Consider the following 17,684-nt stretch of genomic DNA (forward strand, 5'->3'; position numbering starts at 1 on the left):
ACCTGCCCATGATCGATCCCAAAGCGGATGCGGGACGGAAAGCCATGCGCCTGGCCGAGCCGTTCGGCAGCTTCCGACAGCTTGCCCGCGAGAGCGACAGCTCGGGTGATCTGCGCCGCAGCGTCTCCGGCTGGCGACGTGATGACGGCGTGGAGCCGGGCGCCGTGGTAATCGACCCGGTCGCCGTCATCGTTATCCACGACGGCGTCCCAGACGCGATAGTGCATGTTGAGGAATCGCAAGAGCCTGCGATGCGAGCCCTCCGTTTCGGAGCCGCCCTCAGCGACAAGACCGTCGAAGTCCAGCAATTGGCCGTAGAGGTGAACACCCTCCACGAGAAAGGCTTGGCGGATCGGAAGATGACCGATCAAGCCGCTCTTCCGGACCGTTGTCTGCGCCCGCGCGGAATCGAGCGCGATGTTGCGGTCTACGTCCGGCACGGTCTTCAAATGTTCCCGGATTCTCGTCTTAGCCCGGTCCGCATTCCACGACATAGGCGACCTCCTCAGAACGAATAGACGTCGAGCTCGACGCCATGCTTCACGCTAGCTTTCACAGGACCTCGGAACGTTTCGGGGGCGATGCCCGCTCGGAGGGCAAGATCGCGAAGATCAGGGCTGACTCGGACCTGACCAAGCTCGGCGCTTTTCGCCTGCTCGTACCTCGCCGCCATGTTGACGGTCGCGCCGAGCACGGTCACGGCAATCCTCTGCTCGGCCCCGAAATCGCCAAACGCGACGTCGCCGGCGTGCAAGCCGATGCGGATTCCGACGTCGAGCTGATTATCGGTAACGTAGCGCCCGATCTCTTCAGCGATCGTCGTCGCGCACCGGATGACGGCGGCGGGCTCAATTCGCTCTCGCTCAGTGGTGTCGATGAACCAATAGGCCATCACGCCATCGCCCATGAGCTTGTCGATCTGCCCGCCAGCCTTCCGGATCAGATCGATCTGGAGCGAACAGAGCCGGTGAAGGTGAGATGCGACTTCGCCGGAATCCTTACCGGCCGACCAGACGCTGAAATTGGCAATATCGCTGAAAAATACGACTGCCTTGCGATTCTGGATCGGCGGATTCTGTCCAGCCGCTGCGACCTTGACGAGGCCGAGCGCATCGCCGTCGGAGAAACGCCGCAGAAGGTGTTCCTGTTCGGCGACCGAGTTGCGGAGCTCCGAACGTCCTTCGGTCGCTTGCGCCAGCTTCATGTTAACGACGTCGGCGAGCGTCAGGACCCAGATGGTATTCTCGGGGTCCGTAAGGCGCTGCTGAAAGGCGGCATCGATGAAGAACAGCCGTACTGGGCCGATCGCCTTGACGTCTGCCGTCCGGGAGCCATTCTTACCGGCAAGGAAATGCAACAGACCCTGTTCACCGAATATCTCATCTTCGCCGCGGAAGGTGACGCTCCTATCGCCTGCCCGGATTTCGACCCGACCGCCAAGAACCAGCCAGCAACCGCTGACGCGATCCCCGCGGCGGCAGATCACCTGATCAGGCAGATATTCCTGAATCCCGCAGAGCGGCTCGCGCAAGATAGCCGCCCGGATCAGGTCCGGCTTCGGGCAATGCTGCTTGAGAAACCGCTCGAGCACCCGGTCGACATCAGGGGCAAAGACCATAATTTACCATTCCCAGCGCGCAGATGGGCCGTCAGCCGATTCGCTTTCGCGCCACAGGAAATACTGCTACTCCGAACATAGGAACCTGTTGTAGAGAGTCAAGGACGGGATATGCTGCTACACCGAACAATCAAGGGCGAATTGCGTGGCTGACACCGTCCGCGATCGCATTAAGGCGCTGAGGAAAAACGCGAAATTGACTTTGGATCAGCTCGCCGACCGGGCTGGCCTGAGCAAATCCTACTTATGGGAGCTTGAGAATCGGGAGCTGCCACGCCCTTCCGGCGAGAAATTAGCCGGCTTGGCAAGGGCTCTGGACGTGACCATCGACTACCTGCTGGGTGGTGAGGATCTCGAATCGGCGGAGGACAAGGCCTTCTTCCGCGAATACCAGGCGATGTCGCCGGAGGCGCGTGCCCGGCTCCGGAAGCTGGCCAAGGCATTGGACGAATAGGTCGATCATGAACTTTGGGGGGTGGGTACCTCGACGCTGGGCGAGCCATTTCAACCAGATGCTAAATCTGGCGAACCCACCTGATCGATATCGGTTCGACATCGGAGCGCTTGCCATGGAGATGTCGCGCTCCCTCTTCCCTGAGGATCCCATCACCAAGGTTGCTGCAGAAGAGCTCGACGGTTTCGCTGGCGCATTGGTGCCGTCCGAGTCGAAGACCAAATGGGGAATCGTGTTCGGCGCCGACCAGTCACGGGGGCGCCGCAGGTTCACCATTGCGCACGAATTCGGCCACTACCTTCTGCACTCGAGAGAAATACCCAGATGGGATCCACTCAGGCGAAGCCGGCGTCGACGGACGAACCAAGCTGCAGATCGAAAGGGAGGCCAATGAGTTTGCCTCCTGGCTCCTCATGCCTCTCGACGACTTCAGACGGCAGGCGCCGCCGAAGGACAAGCCGGACTTCGACATCTTAGGCAATTGCGCCGATCGGTATGATGTGTCGCTGGTCGCCGCCATCCTTCATTGGCTACGCTACACGGAGCGAAGGGCGCTGCTCGTGGTCTCGGTCGACGGCTTCGTCAAGTGGTCGTGGTCGAGCAAGCCGGCCCTGACGACCGGAGCATTCATCCGCAGCAGCCGAGGCCCGGTAGAGTTACCACTAGGATCGGCAGTCGGTCAGGAGCAGTTCACGCCGGAGGCTAGGACCGGTGTCGATCACCCGAGCGGCATCTGGTTCGACGAGCCGGCGCGCGAACACTCGTTCAGAAGTGAACGCTACGACGCGGCCTACACCCTTCTTTACCTAGGTGATGATCCCGGCTGGGTCGGCATTGCGCGGCGCCTCCCGCTCTGAGCTTGGGGGCAAACGCTTCAGGTAATCCGTCCAGTATGAAATGAGGAACGACGCAACCCTCGTCGATCGACCGAAACCGGCATGTGATCAGCACCGTCCGATCGTTAAGATGCGAGGCAACAGACCTCGCAATCGCGATAAGAATCCAGATTTCTTCCCTTCGACCAAGATCACGACTGATTCTGGAGATAAACCGGCCCGGAACAACGTTGCCGACATCTGCAACGACTTACGAAGAAGCAGCCGGACGATGACGAGGACGGCGAAATTCGTGCCTACCTCGGGGTCTTCGACGATCTGATACATCGCTTGGATATCGTTTCGGCTAGGCACGACCTCGAACGCCGGGTGGGAATGCCACTCTCCGATATAGTTGAAGCGACGATAGTCGCCGCCTGTTCTAGCGAAGAAATCCGATAAAAACGCTTTGCTCTGCTCCGGATCCCGGACGAAATGCATCGCCGTACCTCCCGACCTCTGTACCGAAAGTTCGACTATCCGGAAGGTCTCGCCGCCCACGTGCTCTGCGACCATCACGCCGCCGATCTCGTTGCGGCGCCCCCGCAGCTCACAGCGCAAAAGGTCAGTTATCTTGCGGGGAAGAATCAGCTCCACCGATCTTGTCCTTCAGCAGTTCGAGCAAGGTGGCTATCTCCGTGGCCTTTTCCTGGTCGGAGAGCTCAATGATTTCGGGCTCCGGCGGCGGCGCACCGACATCGATCGGGTAGGTCTCGAACGGCTGAGAAAACACCGAATCTGCGCCAAGACCGATCGCGTAGACCGAGTTGGGAAATAGGGATGGAGCGCGATCAATCAGCAGATCGATCGCGAACCGGGTAGCGTGGGCTGCGATGACGGACACGTCCGCGTCGTCGGCGATCATGGGCACGTCGATGCTGGTGTCAATCGCTTCGTACGGCCGATGCGTTCTCCTCGGCATGGATCCCTTTTCGCCGAACCAGTTCTCGATGGCGCGCCGCATGAATGGCGGTGGCGGCTCGATCCCAGGTCGATATCTGGCGATCAGGCCGCCGAACCCGCCGCCGAATACTTCCGCCCAGACCACGGGTTTCTTCGCGAACCCGGCCACTGCCGAGAGGAGGTTCAGCACATTGGGATCCGCCGTCGCATCGAGGATTAGGTCACATTCGGATATCTTTTTTAGCATGGCATCGGCGCTCTCGTTCGCGTCCTGCCCGCCAAGAGGCACGCGCCATTGCAAGACGTCGACCGACGGATTCACGAACTGCAGACGTCGAGCGAGAGCCGGCACCTTGTGCACTCCGGCGTCCCGCCAATCGAGGTCATTCCGGATCAAGTTATCTGGAAGCAGAATGTCATCGTCGACGAGCACGAAACCGCCGACCCCGGACCTCGCGAGCATGGTCGCCGCCTTGCTGCCGAGGGACCCGCATCCTACTATCGCGACCCTCTTTGCCGCGAGAACCGAATGAGCGGCATCGAGACGCGTCGCGTCCGGCAGAGGCGATATGACGGCAACGTCCACGACTGAGTTCTTTGTTCTGTTGAGGAAGTAGACCGACAACTCGGAGCCGCGCACGATCAAACCATACCGTGCTTCCAGCACGTTTCCGACGGCAGCAAACCCGCTGTCGAAATTGTCCACGCTTTCTGTCGAGGGTAAGATATCGGTCTCATCCCATCGGCATATCGGCACACGGCGTTCGGTATATTCGGACCCCAATTGCGACGGAACGGTGGGATCAGTCCATTGTGTGCCATCAGCCAGCAGCACCTTGTCGACCACATGGACGACGGATTCTTTATGATAGAGCGAAACAAGGTTGACTTCGAGCGGAACGCGCAAAGGTAGTCGGCCGAGCAAGGCGCAAAAAGGGCGTGTTAGCAGATAGCGGCTGTATCGGATGCGAAGGCTTTGTCCGAGACTTTCGACGTGACGAGACGGCGCGTCTCCTAACTCGTCGCCCCCCGGATTCTCCGTTGCGAGCAGCTTGTAGCAGCTCTCTATCAGATCTCTGCCGTTGTTGTTCGCCGTCCATGTGTCCGGCCCGTATTCGAGGCAGAGCTCACCTCCGGCACCGAATTGATGTGCCGACCATCTGGCAGTATCCCCACGCGGGAACACCGACGGCGGGGTATGCGGAAACATGTCGGGATATTGGAGGTAGATGGGATAGACTCGGCCTCCGGCTCCGATTTCAGCATCCAGTACCAAACGAAGGCGATCATCCAGCCGCCAAGTCTTTACCGCGAACCAGTCGACTTCTTGAGCCAGGCATTCGATCGCCTGGCGCTCGGCACTGAATCGGGCGACGTCCGTTAGATACCAGCTCACGCAAAGCCGCCCGGCTTCGTCGGACCTGCCGGTCGGTCGGGAAAGCTGAGCGGCGCTGCGGGAGACGATGCTGGCTTCAGAAGGCTTGCTCCCGCAGCAGACTTGATCGCCCGCGCGACCGAGTCGTTCTTTCCGGCCATCCCGTTAACCGCCGTCTCGTAATCCAGGTCGCCGCGGATGCGGATGTCGCCAAAGAGCGCATGTACGCCGTGACTGGCTTTCGAATAAGCGTTCGTCCCTATGGCTGTTTGATTGCCCTTGCAACGGCCCTGCTCCTGCTCGGAGTTCAGGATCCCTCGACTGACGGCGCAACGGATGAGGCCGCCCTTCATGCCAAGGCGCGTGACCGTAATCGGCCCGTACTCGAAGCCGATCTGGAGCCCCAGGCTGGACGCATCGGTCCCCTTGTCCTTGAGACGCTTCAGCGCGATGTTGAAGCTGCTCCGCATCGCCGCCGCGCATAGGGTCATGCTGCTGATGGTTTCAACCCCGTCGGTCGTCTGTGCGGTGCCTTCGGCCAATACGCCGTGGATGCAGTCGCCGATGAACCTGATCTTTCGGCCCTGGAAGTCCTCGTGCAGCACGGCGTCCAGTTCAGATCGAAGGACGTGCAGCGCGCGCACGACGTGCTTTGCGCCGGCATCCGTCCCCATGTTGGTTCCGACATAGGCGGTGAAGCCGTCCAAGTCGCCGTAGATCGAGGCGGCATCCTGCCGGCGCGAATTCTTCACCGACAATGTTTCGATATCCAACGTCGAAAAAGGAGGCGTATGGCCTGAAAATACGAAATCACCGATCGGGCTGTTCTTCAGATCCTCAGCCCAATCCTTGACGATCCCGTCGACCGTCACATCGAGTTTGGCCGCTTGCTGGCTCTTCGCGATTTCCTCGGCGCTCAGCGGCGTCCTGTCGACATCACGCGCTTCGGCGAAGCCGATTGCCTTGCGCGCCTCGTTGGTCAAGTAGATTCCTTGTGCGTAGCCGCCGCCCGCACGCTTGGCGGCATGGTTGGCGGGTCTTCCGAGAAAGAGCGGCTCCCGGTGGCCCCGCCTTCCGTTGTTGACCGCGAGAGCCCTGCCGGTGTCGATCCCGACCCGGACCTTGGCCGCCGGATGACCGGCATCCTCACCGGTGCGCGCCAGAACGTCGATGATTAGCTGCGCCGTCGCCACGGCACGATGAACGCGCTTCGCTTCGTCGTCGTATGGCTTGGTGAAGACGGTGTGAAGGCGCTGGTTATGGAAATCGACGAAGATCGATTCGACGGCGCTGATGATGCGGTGTGCCGCGCGGTAGTGCATGTTCAGGAAGCGGAGCGTGCGCTTATGGCAGGTCTCGCCCTCGACCGCGGTGACGTTCAGAATGTCCTTCAAATTTAAGATGTCGGCATACAAATGGACGCCGTCGACGCGGTAGGCCGTGCTGCCCGACAACCCCGACAGGTCGGTTTCTCGGACGTATTCCTTGATCTCGATATCCTTGAGAGGCAACGAATCGATCTTCGCGTCGATCCGTTTGGTCGCGCGGTCACTATTCCAAGTACCCATGGCTATTTGGTATCCCCCTTAAATATCACCCGCACAGGCATCGGGTACGGAACGGTCAATTGCGATTATGTAGGTATCGCGCGGCGAATTGCCAAGGACACTGCGGACGCAAGATGCGCTGTTGCGCGCTTCGGCTGCTTCTCATGCGCAAGCCTTGATGCTGCCATTCGCTCGATCTGCGAGTGGTCGGTGAGCGAGGAGACTACGCGCCGTTCGTCCGATTCGCACGCCACAGTACCCAGTAGCCGCACCTGCGCTCTAGATTTCTTTTTTTCTGTAGGGACTTGCGATCCCATTGACCGATTAAACAGTTCGGTGCGAAGGAATGGGCGGCAAGAACGAAAGGACTGGGATTGAGGCGTTGGGGTCGCCAGATCGCACGGAAACGCCGCGGGCCACAAAGCGACGTCGCAAGAATCGTGGCGTACCACCGCCCGCGACGTTCGATATCGATGCGCTGCCGGCCAGCTCAAATTTAACGGCATTAGAGGCGGCCGCCGTTATCCGGCGCACGCCCGGTGCACTGGAGCAGTGGCGGCGTGATCCGAACCACCCGCTGAAATGGCGCTACGTCGATGGCCGGCCACTCTATCGTGTCGACGCGGTGCGCGACTACCTGGCCAAGTGCGACAAGACCACTAAGGCGCCTCAGCCGCATAATGCTCATGGAGACGGCCGAGGAGCTCTGCCTTGATCGGGTCAAGTGGATTCGTCCGCTGAAGGCGCACGATTTTGCCGACCCTTTTCGCACCGACCAACTCCGCAATGTAGTCATGAGCAGCTTCGAACGCCATCTTGCGGATGATCCACTGTTCGTCGTGATTGTAGACCTGATCGATTCCGGTAGGCTTTTGCCCAACACATAGACGCTGGATTTCGTTGTCGTAGCCACAGCGTGACATGATGGTGCGCAAGCTGCGCCTTAAGTCATGCATGGTGAACTTGGCTACGCTCGCTTCCTTGATCAGGCGGTTGACCATCTTGGTGAAGCCGGACATCTGGCCGCCGGTCTTTGGTGACGGGAAGACATAGTCGGAGGTTGCCCGCTGGAAATGTTTCGCGGCCGTGAGGACCTCGTCAACCAAGTGAGTGCGCGGCACATCGTGGTGCAGCCCCATCTTGGTCCATGCCGCGTCGAAAGTGATACGGTCATCCATGATGTGCTTGCGCCACTCGATCATGGTTGGCTCGCTGCGGCGCGGGCCACCGAGCAGGCACATGCGTGCCAGGAGGCCGAAAGCTCCGAGCTTGCCGGATGCATCCCAGACCTTGATGATTTCCTCATCGGTCAGCGCGCGGCCCTTTGTTCGGCGCCCGACTCTCTGCGCGCGGGTTTCCTTGGGCGCGCGATAACCGGCGAGCACGTTGTGCTCGACGTAACCTTCGCCGACGCACCATTCGAGGAAGGTATGCACGTGCTTGCGTAAGTCCTTGGCTGCACCGCGCTTGCCGGTCTTGGCGATCTTGTCGACCGCAGCCATGATCTGCCGTCGCGTCAGGTCCCCCACGCCGCTCTCGGCGTGATCCTTGAGCCCGCGCCGCAGCGCCGACATTGCTGGCTTCCAGTTGACGACTTGACGTTCGGTCAAGGACGTCTGGTAGGGACCAACAATGAGGGTCGCGAGCGTGGTGCGTTGCTTCTCGGCTGCCTGTTGCCGCCTCGCCTCGCGCTTCGCGTCGTTCGGGTCCAAGCCCTTGACCACCTCGCCGGCGGCGATGGTAGCGGCCTTGCGCGCGGCCTTCTCATTATATTTGGGCCACGCGCCGAGGGTCTTGCGTTGGGTCCCTCTCACCCCCGGCTTGGTGAAGAGGTAGACCCAGGTCCGGCCGCCGGTGGCACGCATGCGCAAGGCGAGGCCGGGCAGCTTGTCGTCGTGGAGATAATGCTGCGCCTTACCCGGCGGCAGCGTTGCGTTGCGGATTACCGCATCGGTGAGTGTCAGCTGGTTGGCCGGCTCCGTCATGATTTCTTCCCTCTCTCTGTGGCCGGTGGGCCCCGCAAGAAGGGCAGTCAGCCCTCGAACAGAACCGGCCCTCAGACCTTCTCCTCGCGGTGTGCCGCGCAGAAAGGATCCACGGACCCAAACAGAACCGGATCTCAGACCTCCCCCCGCTTTTGTGCCCCAAGGGAAAATCCACAGCGGGCACAATGGGGGCATACAAAATGTAGCAAGGTCACCTATGGGCTCCTATGGCCGCACAAGGTCATAACCACCACTGATCAAAGGAGTTTTTACACCTCAACTATGGCTGGATTTGGTTGGCTCCGGTCTACGGATTGTGGTTCACACGGGAGAGGTCCAAGGTTCGATCCCTTGTGCGCCCACCATTCGTTTCCTGAACCCAGCCGGATGCGGACGATCGCCCAAGCCTCATGGCTGTCGGGACCGTCGGCATCAAAAATGTCGAAAACAACCCCATGCACAGTAGCCGGCCCCAGCCGGATCAATGGGTTGCGCCTTTACCGAACCCTGGTTTGGCTCGTCAGGCAAGACAGGAGCAGGACGGCATGATCTGAAGAGAGGCGCGCGTTCTAATGAGCCATCAGGACAGGCAGCTGCGCATGCTCCATGATATAGCTGGTCGCCCCGCCGAATATCATTTGCCGCAAGCGGGTGCGGGTGAAGGCTCCCTTGATCAAGAGGTCGCAGCCTTCAGCTCTGCAGGCATCGAGCACTGCCTGTCCGGTATCGCGGTTCTCCAGCTCAACCGTTCTCACCTGCGCTGCAATGTCATTGTACCGCAGTTGCTGGAGGATCTGATCGGCAGACGGTCCTGGTACCGCTTGGCCGCCGACGACGGTTAGGACCGATACTCTTTCGGCCAGACGAAGCAACGGCATGGCAAATGCGTTGGCCCGAGCTTGCTCGGTACTGCCGTTCCAGTGGATCATGATGTTTGTTGCGACGCTTCTCGGTGCATTCGATGGCACAAGTAGAACGGGCCTGCCGCTCTCGAACAGCGCGGACTCAATCGCGCGACGGTGGGGGCCCGCAGCATCAATGTCAGACCTTGCCATCACGATCAGATCGAAGGCGCGCCCGTAACTTCCGACAAAGTCTTCGCCCTCAGGCGCGGTCTCCAGCCAGCCGAAGCACGGTCGACCCGATCCGGCAGGGGATCGAGGAACATCGTGCTTCAGCATGAATGCTTCGAAAAAGTCGCGCATGTCGTTCAATTCGGCTTCGCTCTTCACTTCATACGTATCTAACAGAATACCGGTGGCCAATTCCGCGGCTAGATATTGCGGGATGCCGAACCGGAGCGGAAAGCCTTCGATATAGGCGCCGGTACGTTGCGCAAGGCGTACGGCGACATCGAGCGTGGATGTCATCATCGGAATATTCTGAAGCGGGACCAAGAGCGTCTTCATTTTCGACCTCCGGTGTTTGCAGTGGGCAGTGACGCAGGATGCCTAGTTTCGCTTGAATTGATGCCTACGATAATTTCACTTCGCCTCGTTCCGGTTGTCATCAACAATGCTTGCAGTCATGCGACCTGCTCAAGCCTCGCATCGATCTCCTGGCGAAGCGCCGCGAAGTCGATTGGCTTGGTCAACAGGTCGGCTGCGCCGTTCGCCAGCGCCTTGCGCCTGGTCTCGGCGTCACCATAGGCCGTGATCATGATGACCGGTACATCGGGGCGGGCCGAGCGCACGATAGGCAGCAGCTCCAGCCCGCTCATTCCGGGCATGTTGATGTCGGACAGGATCAGAATCAGGGTTGCATCCTCTGTCTCGGCCGCGCGCTGCAACGCCAGCGGTGCCGACGGTACAAATTCCATGCGAAAACGACCGCAGCGCAGATCGCGCCGAAACTGCTGGCGGAACAGCACCTCTACATCGGGCTCGTCGTCAACCACCATTATGAAGACGCTCAACTTCTGCCTCCGGTCTGCAATGGCGCCGCCAGCCTACGCGGCAGCCTGATGATGAACTCCGTATAATCGCCGGGCTCGGTATCGACCTCGATGCTGCCGCCGTGCTGTTTCACGATGATGTCGTGGCAGATTGAAAGGCCAAGGCCAGTTCCTTCGCCTGCGGGCTTGGTCGTGAAGAATGGGTTGAATATCTTCTCTCTCACGTCGGCCGGGATGCCGGCGCCATTGTCGCGAATCCGGATCTCGACGGCGCCGCCGAGGTTTGTGGTCGTCGCGCGCAGCCTTGGCTCGAAGCCGTCGCCGGCGGCGTCCTTTCGTTTGCTCGCCGCGTAGAAGCCGTTTGAAACGAGATTGAGGAACACCCGCGTGATTTCCTGCGGATACAGATCGAGCGCGCCCGCAGACGGATCGAGGTTCCTTTCAAGCGTGATATTGAAGCCTGCTTTCTCGGCGCGCGCTCCGTGATAAGCAAGGTTGAGGCTTTCCTCGAGGATGGCGTTGATATCGGCCGCGCGGCGTTCGCCAGACCCTTCGCGAGAGTGCAGAAGCATATTCTTGACGATGGAATCGGCGCGCGTTCCGTGCTGCACGATCTTTTCCAGGTTGCCTTGCAGCATGTGTATCAGCGCGTCGATGTCCAGCCTTGCTGCCTCGCCGAGCCCGGCCGAACGCAGCGCGTCGCCGAGTTCGTCGATGAGTTCGGAGGAAAGCGCAGCGAAATTGTTGACGAAATTGAGCGGGTTCTTGATCTCATGCGCAATGCCGGCGGTGAGTTGCCCGAGCGAGGCAAGCTTCTCGGTCTGGATCAACCGATCCTGCGCATTTCGCAATTCCTCGAGCGATTGCGACAGTTCCATTGTGCGCTCGCGCAGCTCGTTCAGCAGGCGTGCATTCTCGATCGCGATCACGCCCTGGTGCGCGAAATTGGACACGAGCTCGATCTGCTTGTCTGTGAAGGGTTTCACTTCCTGGCGGAAGATCGTGATGGTCCCGATCAGCTCATCTTCCCTGAGCATCGGCACGATGACGAGCGTCCTTGCGCCGGCAAGGTCGGCAAGCGCGCGAACGTTCGGGTTGCCTTCGACGTAGGGCGGCTGAGTTCTGATATCGTCGATGTGAACCGTCTGATGAGTTTTCTCGACGGTGCCGAGCCCGCTCGCCGGATGGGGACGAATGCTCTGGTACAGCCGGGTATCAACATAAGCTTGCGGCGCGTTGTGCAGTGCGACCGTGCGAAAGCCGCCGTCCTCATAGAGATTCATGGTGCCGAAGCCGGCGCCGCAAATTCGCGTCGCGTTCTCCAGCATTTTGTCGAACACCGGAGTCAATGCGCCCGATGAAGCGCTTATGATCTCCAGCACCTCCGATGTTGCCGTCTGCCGCTCCAACGATTCGTTCAACTGCTCGAACAGACGCACGTTGCCGATGGCGATGACAGCTTGATCTGCGAAAGTCTGAAGCAGAGTGATCTGCTTGTCGTCGAATGGGCGCACCTCCATACGACGCAGTACGATCGCCCCCATGCTCTCGCCTTCGCGCAACAGCGGCACACTCAAAACAGTCCGAACGTTGGAGCGAACCGCATATTCGCGTCCTATCGGGTATTCCTCTCCATCGGGCCCAAGCAAGTCGCGCACTTGAACGGTGCGACGATCGACAATCGCCCGGCCGGTGGGCGATTTGACACTGATCGCCCGCCGGCTCCACACCACGGGAACTTGTCCATGGTGCGCCTCGATGACGATATCTTCGCCATCCCTCAGAACCACCAGGGCGTCATATGCCTCGCAGAGCCCGCATGCGCTTTCCACGATCGCCTTGAGCACCGGACCGACCTCGGTCGGCGAGGAAGCGATAACCCGCAAGATATTGGCGCTGCCGGTCTGGTACGTCAGCGCCTCGGACAGATCCCGCGTCCTGGTCTGCAATTGTTCGAACAGCCGTACATTCTCGATGGCGATCACGGCCTGGTCGGCAAAGGTCTGCACGATCTCAATCTGTCGCGGGGTAAACGGGCCCGGCTCCGGTCGCGCCAAACTGAGCACCCCGATCGCGGCGCCCTCGCGTACCAGAGGTATGTTGAGGGTCGCGCGATAGCCGCCGATTCTCGCGAGGTCATGCCGCGAGAAGTCGGGGTCTTTCATGAGATCGGCGACATGGTCGACCCGGCCAGTGAGCGCAGCCCGGCCGCTCGGCGTGTCGCGGCTCGGCGCAAGCGGTTGGCTCTTGCGTAGCGCGACCCATTCCGGTGGGTTGTTATGGGCGGCCTCCAGGTGCAGCAGCCCATCGCGAATGAGATAGATCGCTGCTCTGGGGTCGCCGCAGAGCCGTGCGGCCGAGCTGACAAGCGTTTCGAGAACATTGGGCAAGTCGAACGCCGAACGGCTGATTACCTTGAGCACGTCGGCCGTTGCGGTCTGCTGGCGCAGCGACTCGCTGAGATCCTCACTGCGTTGGCGCAATTCCTTGAGCAACCGCGCATTCTCGATGGCGATCACGGCCTGGTCGGCAAATGTGGCGACCAGCTCGATCTGTTTTTCCGTGAAGGGCTGCACGCGCTTGCGAGCGATCACGAGCGCGCCGATCGGCTCATTTTCGCGCATGAGGGGAACACTGAGCGCCGTGCGCTGACCAGCCATGGTCGTCGACTCGCGCAGCCCGTATTCGGGGTCGGCAGCGACATCGAGGATCTGCACCGGGCGGCGCTCGAGTACGGCCCGGCCTGTAACCGTGCTCCGGCCGGGCGTAATCGGGTGCCCCTGCAGAAACGCGATGTATTCCTCCGAAAATCCCACCGCTGCTCCGGCCTGGTACTCATCGCCCTCCCGACGCATGATGAACGCCATCTCCGCTTCGCACAGCCGTGCCGCCGAATCGACCAGCGTGTTGAGCACGGTCTGCAGATCGAAGGTCGAGCGGCTGATCACCTTCAGCACGTCTGCAGTTGCGGTCTGCTGCTGGAGCGATTCGGCGAGATCGCGGGTCTTCGCTTGGACCTCATCGAACAGCCGGACATTCTCAATCGCGATCACGGCCTGATCGGCAAAAGTGGAGACCAGGTCGATCTGCTTGTCCGTGAACGAGTTCACGGCCTTGCGACCCAGGAACAGCACGCCGATCGTTTCTCCGGATCGAAGCAAAGGTACGCCCAGGAGGGTCCGGTAACCGCCGGCCCTCTGCTGCTCGGGATAAGCGTATTCGGGATCGGCCACGACATCCTGGATCTGGACAGCCTTGCCGGACAGCAGGACGCGCCCAACCACGCTGCCGCGTCCAGCATTGAGTCGAATGCCCGCCGAGACTTCGGCCCACTCGGGCGAGAAATTGTACCGAGTTGCATGATAGAAGGCGCCGTCGGCGTCCCGCCGGACGATTGCCGCCATGTCGGCACCACTCAGCCACGCCGCCGATTCCGTGAGCGTGTCGAGGACGGTTTGCAAATCAAACGCGGAGCGGCTGATGACCTTCAACACATCGGCGGTCGCCGTCTGCTGCTGCAGCGATTCCCGCAAGTCGTCAGTGCGCGCCTGCACCTCATCGAACAGCCGCGCATTCTCGATGGCGATAACGGCCTGATCGGCGAAGGTCTGCAGAAGTTGCACATGATGCGGAGCGAAGTTACCGGGCTCGACCCGCGTTACGCTGATCATGCCGATCACCACGCCTCCGGTCGCGAGCGGAACGAACAACATGCTGCGAAAGCCGCGGGCGCGCGCGATGAATTTGATGTCGTTTGTCAGCGCTTCGGTATCGGGGGTCGGCACCACCTTACCGGCCCGCGTCCTTTCAAAACTCTCGAAATCGGCAATCGGCCGCGGAAACATCTGCTGCAAAGCATGATCGGCGGCAGAATTGGTCGGCGTGAAGGCCGCCAAATGGGCAGTGCCGTCGATGAAGCGGAATACGGTCGTCGAAAAGCCGCCGAGCAAGGCATTGGCGCGCCTCGCAATCGCATCGAATACCGGCTTTACCTCCGATGGCGAACTGGCAATGATTTTGAGGATGTCCGCGGTGGCGGTCTCGCGATCTTGTGCGGCGCGCAATTCGGCCAGGAGCCGCGCGTTCTCGTGCTGCAATTCCGCCACAACGCCCTGAGGAAGCGCGGCCATGATGAAAATCCAGGTCGCCAGCCGGTTCGCGGCCGACGTCAAAATCCAATCAAGAAAGCGTCGGAATTATTCCACCATCAGGTGCCTCCGACCAGACGTATCGTTAGTTGATTTTCAATCGACCACGCGTCAATTCGCCTCCTCGATCTACCGAAGCAGCGAGCTCCACAAGTCGCGCTGCTTTGGTCCACATGGTGGCAGATCGCCGGATCCAAGTGCGGCTATTGCGGCGGCTGATTTCGGACCGCCTCTGATCTCCCAATGCGAGATACGGGTTGATTTAATTTTGCGCTAGCTTTTTCCGCACCAATGCTTCAGACTTGCCTTTATTATGGATTTAATTTTAAGGGCGTTCCGATGGGAAAACCTGCCGTTTCCCGCGATGCTTTCCGTGGGCTGTTTGCTTTATATGCTGCGAGGGCGCATCACGACCGTAAGACCGAGGGCGAACATTGTCTCTTGAAGCTGTTCGGATCTGCGGAAGATTTACCCGATGCTTTACCGCTGCAGTGTTCGGACAGAGCTGAGCTGCTCCGCTCTGAAACTGTTGGTCGCTTGGTGAGCCCGCGCGTCCGTCAAATCACGAACGGCAACGCTCAATATGACCATGCCAGCGACTTTCTGCACTCGCTACTGAGAGACCTTGAGCAAAAAGTGCACTAATCGATACTCGCTGCGCTATCGTCGCTGATCCAGGAGCAATTGAATCTGGTGATGCGAGCCGACTCATGCTGGGCGAAGCGGAGCGATCAATCAGCTGCACCAGATACCCGGAGCATGGCAGGGAAGCCTACGGGCCAACGCGACGAGCCAAATGTTATGTCCGTTTACGATCCACTACGGGAAGAGCTACAGCGCACAGGAGCGCAAACGATTCGGCTCACGTTCTCGGAAATTGAAGCAATTCTCGGCAGACCGTTGCCGCCGTCAGCGTACAAGTTCAATGCCTGGTGGGGAAACAGTTTGCGCAAAGCTGGGCACACGCAATCTATGGCTTGGCTCCATGCCGGCTTTGCGGCCAGGGTTTCATTAAGACAGCGAGCTGTGGAGTTCATCGATCTTGAAGAACTTCACCGCGCTGGGCTGTGCGCTGCCCGTACCGACAAGGTCCATCAGAGATCATCGCCAGAAGCGCACGTCAGGAGCGCATCGCGTCAATCGCGTGGGCTATCAGGACCGCAACGCTGACGCCGATAAGAATAACGAGGACCCAGTTCAAAAACACGTTCGCCTCCACCTTTGGAATTGAACGCGAGCAACTGTGCACAGTCAAAAACAACCGGCCAAAATCATTAATTTCGGCTTGGGTTGAGGATTCAATGTAACTGTTGCGTCCGTTGTCGGCCCTATCGATGGAATGCCATGAATAGAAGAACCCCGACAACGCACGCCGCGAGCGAGAGCAAGTAAATACCCACGGCAAATCCCGACTCATCTCGAACTGGAGATTTAAATGGGAACTCGCATTATGCGTCGGTCAAGCCCAAAGCTTACTGGAAACGGTTGATATGACCTTTAAGCTTCCTGCTGCGGCAATCATGGCACGGCAGCCGAAAGTCTCTGCCGCGACACTCCAGCTTTAAATGACTGAATTAAAAGCACTTTACCACGGAAACCAGGTTTGATTTAATTCCGCTCTCACGCGACTGCAACCGGCGCATTCAAAGCAAGAAGCGCGCGATTTGCGTTGCTCGCACACGCCTTGCCGACGCCTTTTTCCACATTTATGACAAGCGACCTCGGTTTGGGGCCGAGGTCGCCAACCTTGGGGAAGGTTTGCTCCCGACGGGGGCTTTTGATTTGGGGACTTGTCGGGAGCTTGGATTCGACTCGGAATTGGGAAAGTCGTTCCGCTTACCGAGCAAATAAAAGCGGCCTCAGCGAACGGGTGCCGGGGCCGCTGCATTTCCGACCATTCATTCAGCTCACCTGTCCTATCGGGGCTCGTCCTCATAGTCATCGGACTTGTAGGCGCTATCGGTCCACAGCAGCCCTGGCCGCGCGTTCTTGAAGCAGTCTGGGCCGCTGAGGCCGGCTGGGCTCTGCTTCGGCCTAGAGAGCCCATGGGCCGGAGCAAAACAGCAATCCACACTTCACGGTCGCGTGCACGAAACCATTTTGGCGGCCAAACGAAGCGGCGTTGAAACATCGCCGTCCGATGCTGAGATGGAGTGAGGGAGGATTAAATGCGCAGCCTAATTTTCGGGGTAGTGCTCGTAGCGCTAGCAACGATCGGATCTTCATCTTTTGTTTCGGCCGCTCTTTCGGCAACGCGGGATGCGAAGTCCGCAACGATCTCAACGCGGTTCGCGCCAGCACCAAATGCTGCCTGCACTTTCGCCCCCAGGCCGCGGGCGGGTTTGAGCGTGCGTTCTTGAGCGGCTGTTTTCCAAACCATGGAACGGCACTCCGCTGGTCGATCAGAACCTGATTCAATCTCAACGGCTTGAACGAATAACAATTGCAACCAAGGATAATTGCGCATTGCGCGTAGCTTGGGGATACCTGCTACTAGGTCAACGCATCTGCATTTTCCGAATCGACGTTCCATGGTCGCTGGCTCATGCGTCGTATTCGGGGGTGCAGGTGTGAGCCAGTTTCTATCAATGCTGCTTCTAACAACAGCCGTGGTTCTAACCGTCTGCTTCGGGGTGGCGGCCTGGCGCCTCTCTGACGAAAAGGACACCGACATCACTGGCCAGATCGCGCGCCAGTCGTACGGATGGAAAGCGGCACCGGCCAGATAACCTTTTCGCTTGCCTCCCGCGCGCTCTCTGGCCTGAAATGCCGGCTGCGCTTCCCTGGCACGGTCCTTGCCAATCCCGGCCTATCTTTACCGGTCCTGGCAGGGAGCCGTTTCGCGATGAAACAGAAATCTCGAACCCCAAAGCCGCAAAGGCCTA

At 59.7% G+C, this 17,684-nt stretch carries 14 protein-coding genes; 5 read left to right on the forward strand and 9 right to left on the reverse strand.

Translation table 11 applies throughout. The features are described 5' to 3' along the window. The first annotated feature begins 8 nt into the window (after positions 1-8). On the forward strand, positions 9-518 hold the full coding sequence (locus GGD61_RS40365; RefSeq protein ID WP_246785881.1) for a hypothetical protein: 510 nt from the start codon (positions 9-11) through the stop codon (positions 516-518). Here the strand turns inward: GGD61_RS40365 and GGD61_RS04825 are convergent. Further along, positions 506-1,531, reverse strand: coding sequence for a cyclic nucleotide-binding domain-containing protein (locus tag GGD61_RS04825; RefSeq protein ID WP_246785882.1), 1,026 nt, complete (start codon positions 1,529-1,531; stop codon positions 506-508). The genes GGD61_RS40365 and GGD61_RS04825 overlap by 13 nt on opposite strands. A 232-nt stretch (positions 1,532-1,763) precedes the next feature. Between GGD61_RS04825 and GGD61_RS04830 the strand changes: the two genes are divergently transcribed. From GGD61_RS04830 to GGD61_RS04835, 3 genes are all read left to right on the forward strand, one after another. Then, positions 1,764-2,072 (forward strand): helix-turn-helix domain-containing protein, encoded by a 309-nt coding sequence (locus GGD61_RS04830; protein ID WP_183230363.1) that lies wholly within the window; start codon positions 1,764-1,766, stop codon positions 2,070-2,072. 121 nt (positions 2,073-2,193) lie between these two features. Further along, positions 2,194-2,466 carry an ImmA/IrrE family metallo-endopeptidase gene (locus GGD61_RS41205; protein WP_283814524.1) on the forward strand — a complete coding sequence of 91 codons (273 nt, stop codon included), beginning with the start codon at positions 2,194-2,196 and terminating at the stop codon, positions 2,464-2,466. Further along, the gene (locus GGD61_RS04835) at positions 2,348-2,929 is read left to right on the forward strand and encodes an ImmA/IrrE family metallo-endopeptidase (RefSeq protein WP_246785883.1); all 582 of its coding nucleotides are present in this window, start codon (positions 2,348-2,350) and stop codon (positions 2,927-2,929) included. Before GGD61_RS41205 ends, GGD61_RS04835 begins: the two co-directional genes overlap by 119 nt. Positions 2,930-3,016: 87 nt before the next feature. Here the strand turns inward: GGD61_RS04835 and GGD61_RS04840 are convergent, their stop codons facing one another. The 7 genes from GGD61_RS04840 to GGD61_RS04870 all read right to left on the reverse strand — a co-directional run bounded on the left by GGD61_RS04840 (position 3,017) and on the right by GGD61_RS04870 (position 14,781). Then, complete coding sequence (locus tag GGD61_RS04840; RefSeq protein ID WP_183230364.1) at positions 3,017-3,544, reverse strand: Mov34/MPN/PAD-1 family protein; 528 nt, start codon at positions 3,542-3,544, stop codon at positions 3,017-3,019. Next, positions 3,513-5,246: a ThiF family adenylyltransferase gene (locus GGD61_RS04845; RefSeq protein WP_183230365.1), complete on the reverse strand. Its 1,734-nt coding sequence runs from the start codon at positions 5,244-5,246 to the stop codon at positions 3,513-3,515. The genes GGD61_RS04840 and GGD61_RS04845 overlap by 32 nt, the downstream gene beginning before the upstream one ends. Beyond that, on the reverse strand, positions 5,243-6,793 hold the full coding sequence (locus GGD61_RS04850; RefSeq protein WP_183230366.1) for an adenylate/guanylate cyclase domain-containing protein: 1,551 nt from the start codon (positions 6,791-6,793) through the stop codon (positions 5,243-5,245). Before GGD61_RS04850 ends, GGD61_RS04845 begins: the two co-directional genes overlap by 4 nt. A gap of 638 nt (positions 6,794-7,431) precedes the next feature. After that, complete coding sequence (locus tag GGD61_RS04855) at positions 7,432-8,757, reverse strand: integrase arm-type DNA-binding domain-containing protein (protein ID WP_183230367.1); 1,326 nt, start codon at positions 8,755-8,757, stop codon at positions 7,432-7,434. A gap of 569 nt (positions 8,758-9,326) precedes the next feature. After that, complete coding sequence (locus GGD61_RS04860; RefSeq protein ID WP_092260792.1) at positions 9,327-10,166, reverse strand: universal stress protein; 840 nt, start codon at positions 10,164-10,166, stop codon at positions 9,327-9,329. Between the two features lie 116 nt (positions 10,167-10,282). After that, on the reverse strand, positions 10,283-10,672 hold the full coding sequence (locus GGD61_RS04865; RefSeq protein ID WP_092260790.1) for a response regulator: 390 nt from the start codon (positions 10,670-10,672) through the stop codon (positions 10,283-10,285). Continuing rightward, a complete protein-coding gene (locus GGD61_RS04870) occupies positions 10,669-14,781 on the reverse strand; it encodes a GAF domain-containing protein (protein ID WP_246785884.1) in 4,113 nt (1,370 codons plus the stop codon). Before GGD61_RS04870 ends, GGD61_RS04865 begins: the two co-directional genes overlap by 4 nt. Positions 14,782-15,138: 357 nt before the next feature. Between GGD61_RS04870 and GGD61_RS04875 the strand changes: the two genes are divergently transcribed. Beyond that, on the forward strand, positions 15,139-15,444 hold the full coding sequence (locus GGD61_RS04875; RefSeq protein ID WP_244550746.1) for a hypothetical protein: 306 nt from the start codon (positions 15,139-15,141) through the stop codon (positions 15,442-15,444). Positions 15,445-16,963: 1,519 nt separating this feature from the next. Here GGD61_RS04875 and GGD61_RS04880 read toward each other — a convergent pair. Then, positions 16,964-17,332, reverse strand: coding sequence for a hypothetical protein (locus GGD61_RS04880; RefSeq protein WP_143109092.1), 369 nt, complete (start codon positions 17,330-17,332; stop codon positions 16,964-16,966). Positions 17,333-17,684 lie beyond the last annotated feature (352 nt).

The sequence above is a fragment of the Bradyrhizobium sp. SBR1B genome (assembly GCF_014198205.1).
Lineage (GTDB): Bacteria > Pseudomonadota > Alphaproteobacteria > Rhizobiales > Xanthobacteraceae > Bradyrhizobium.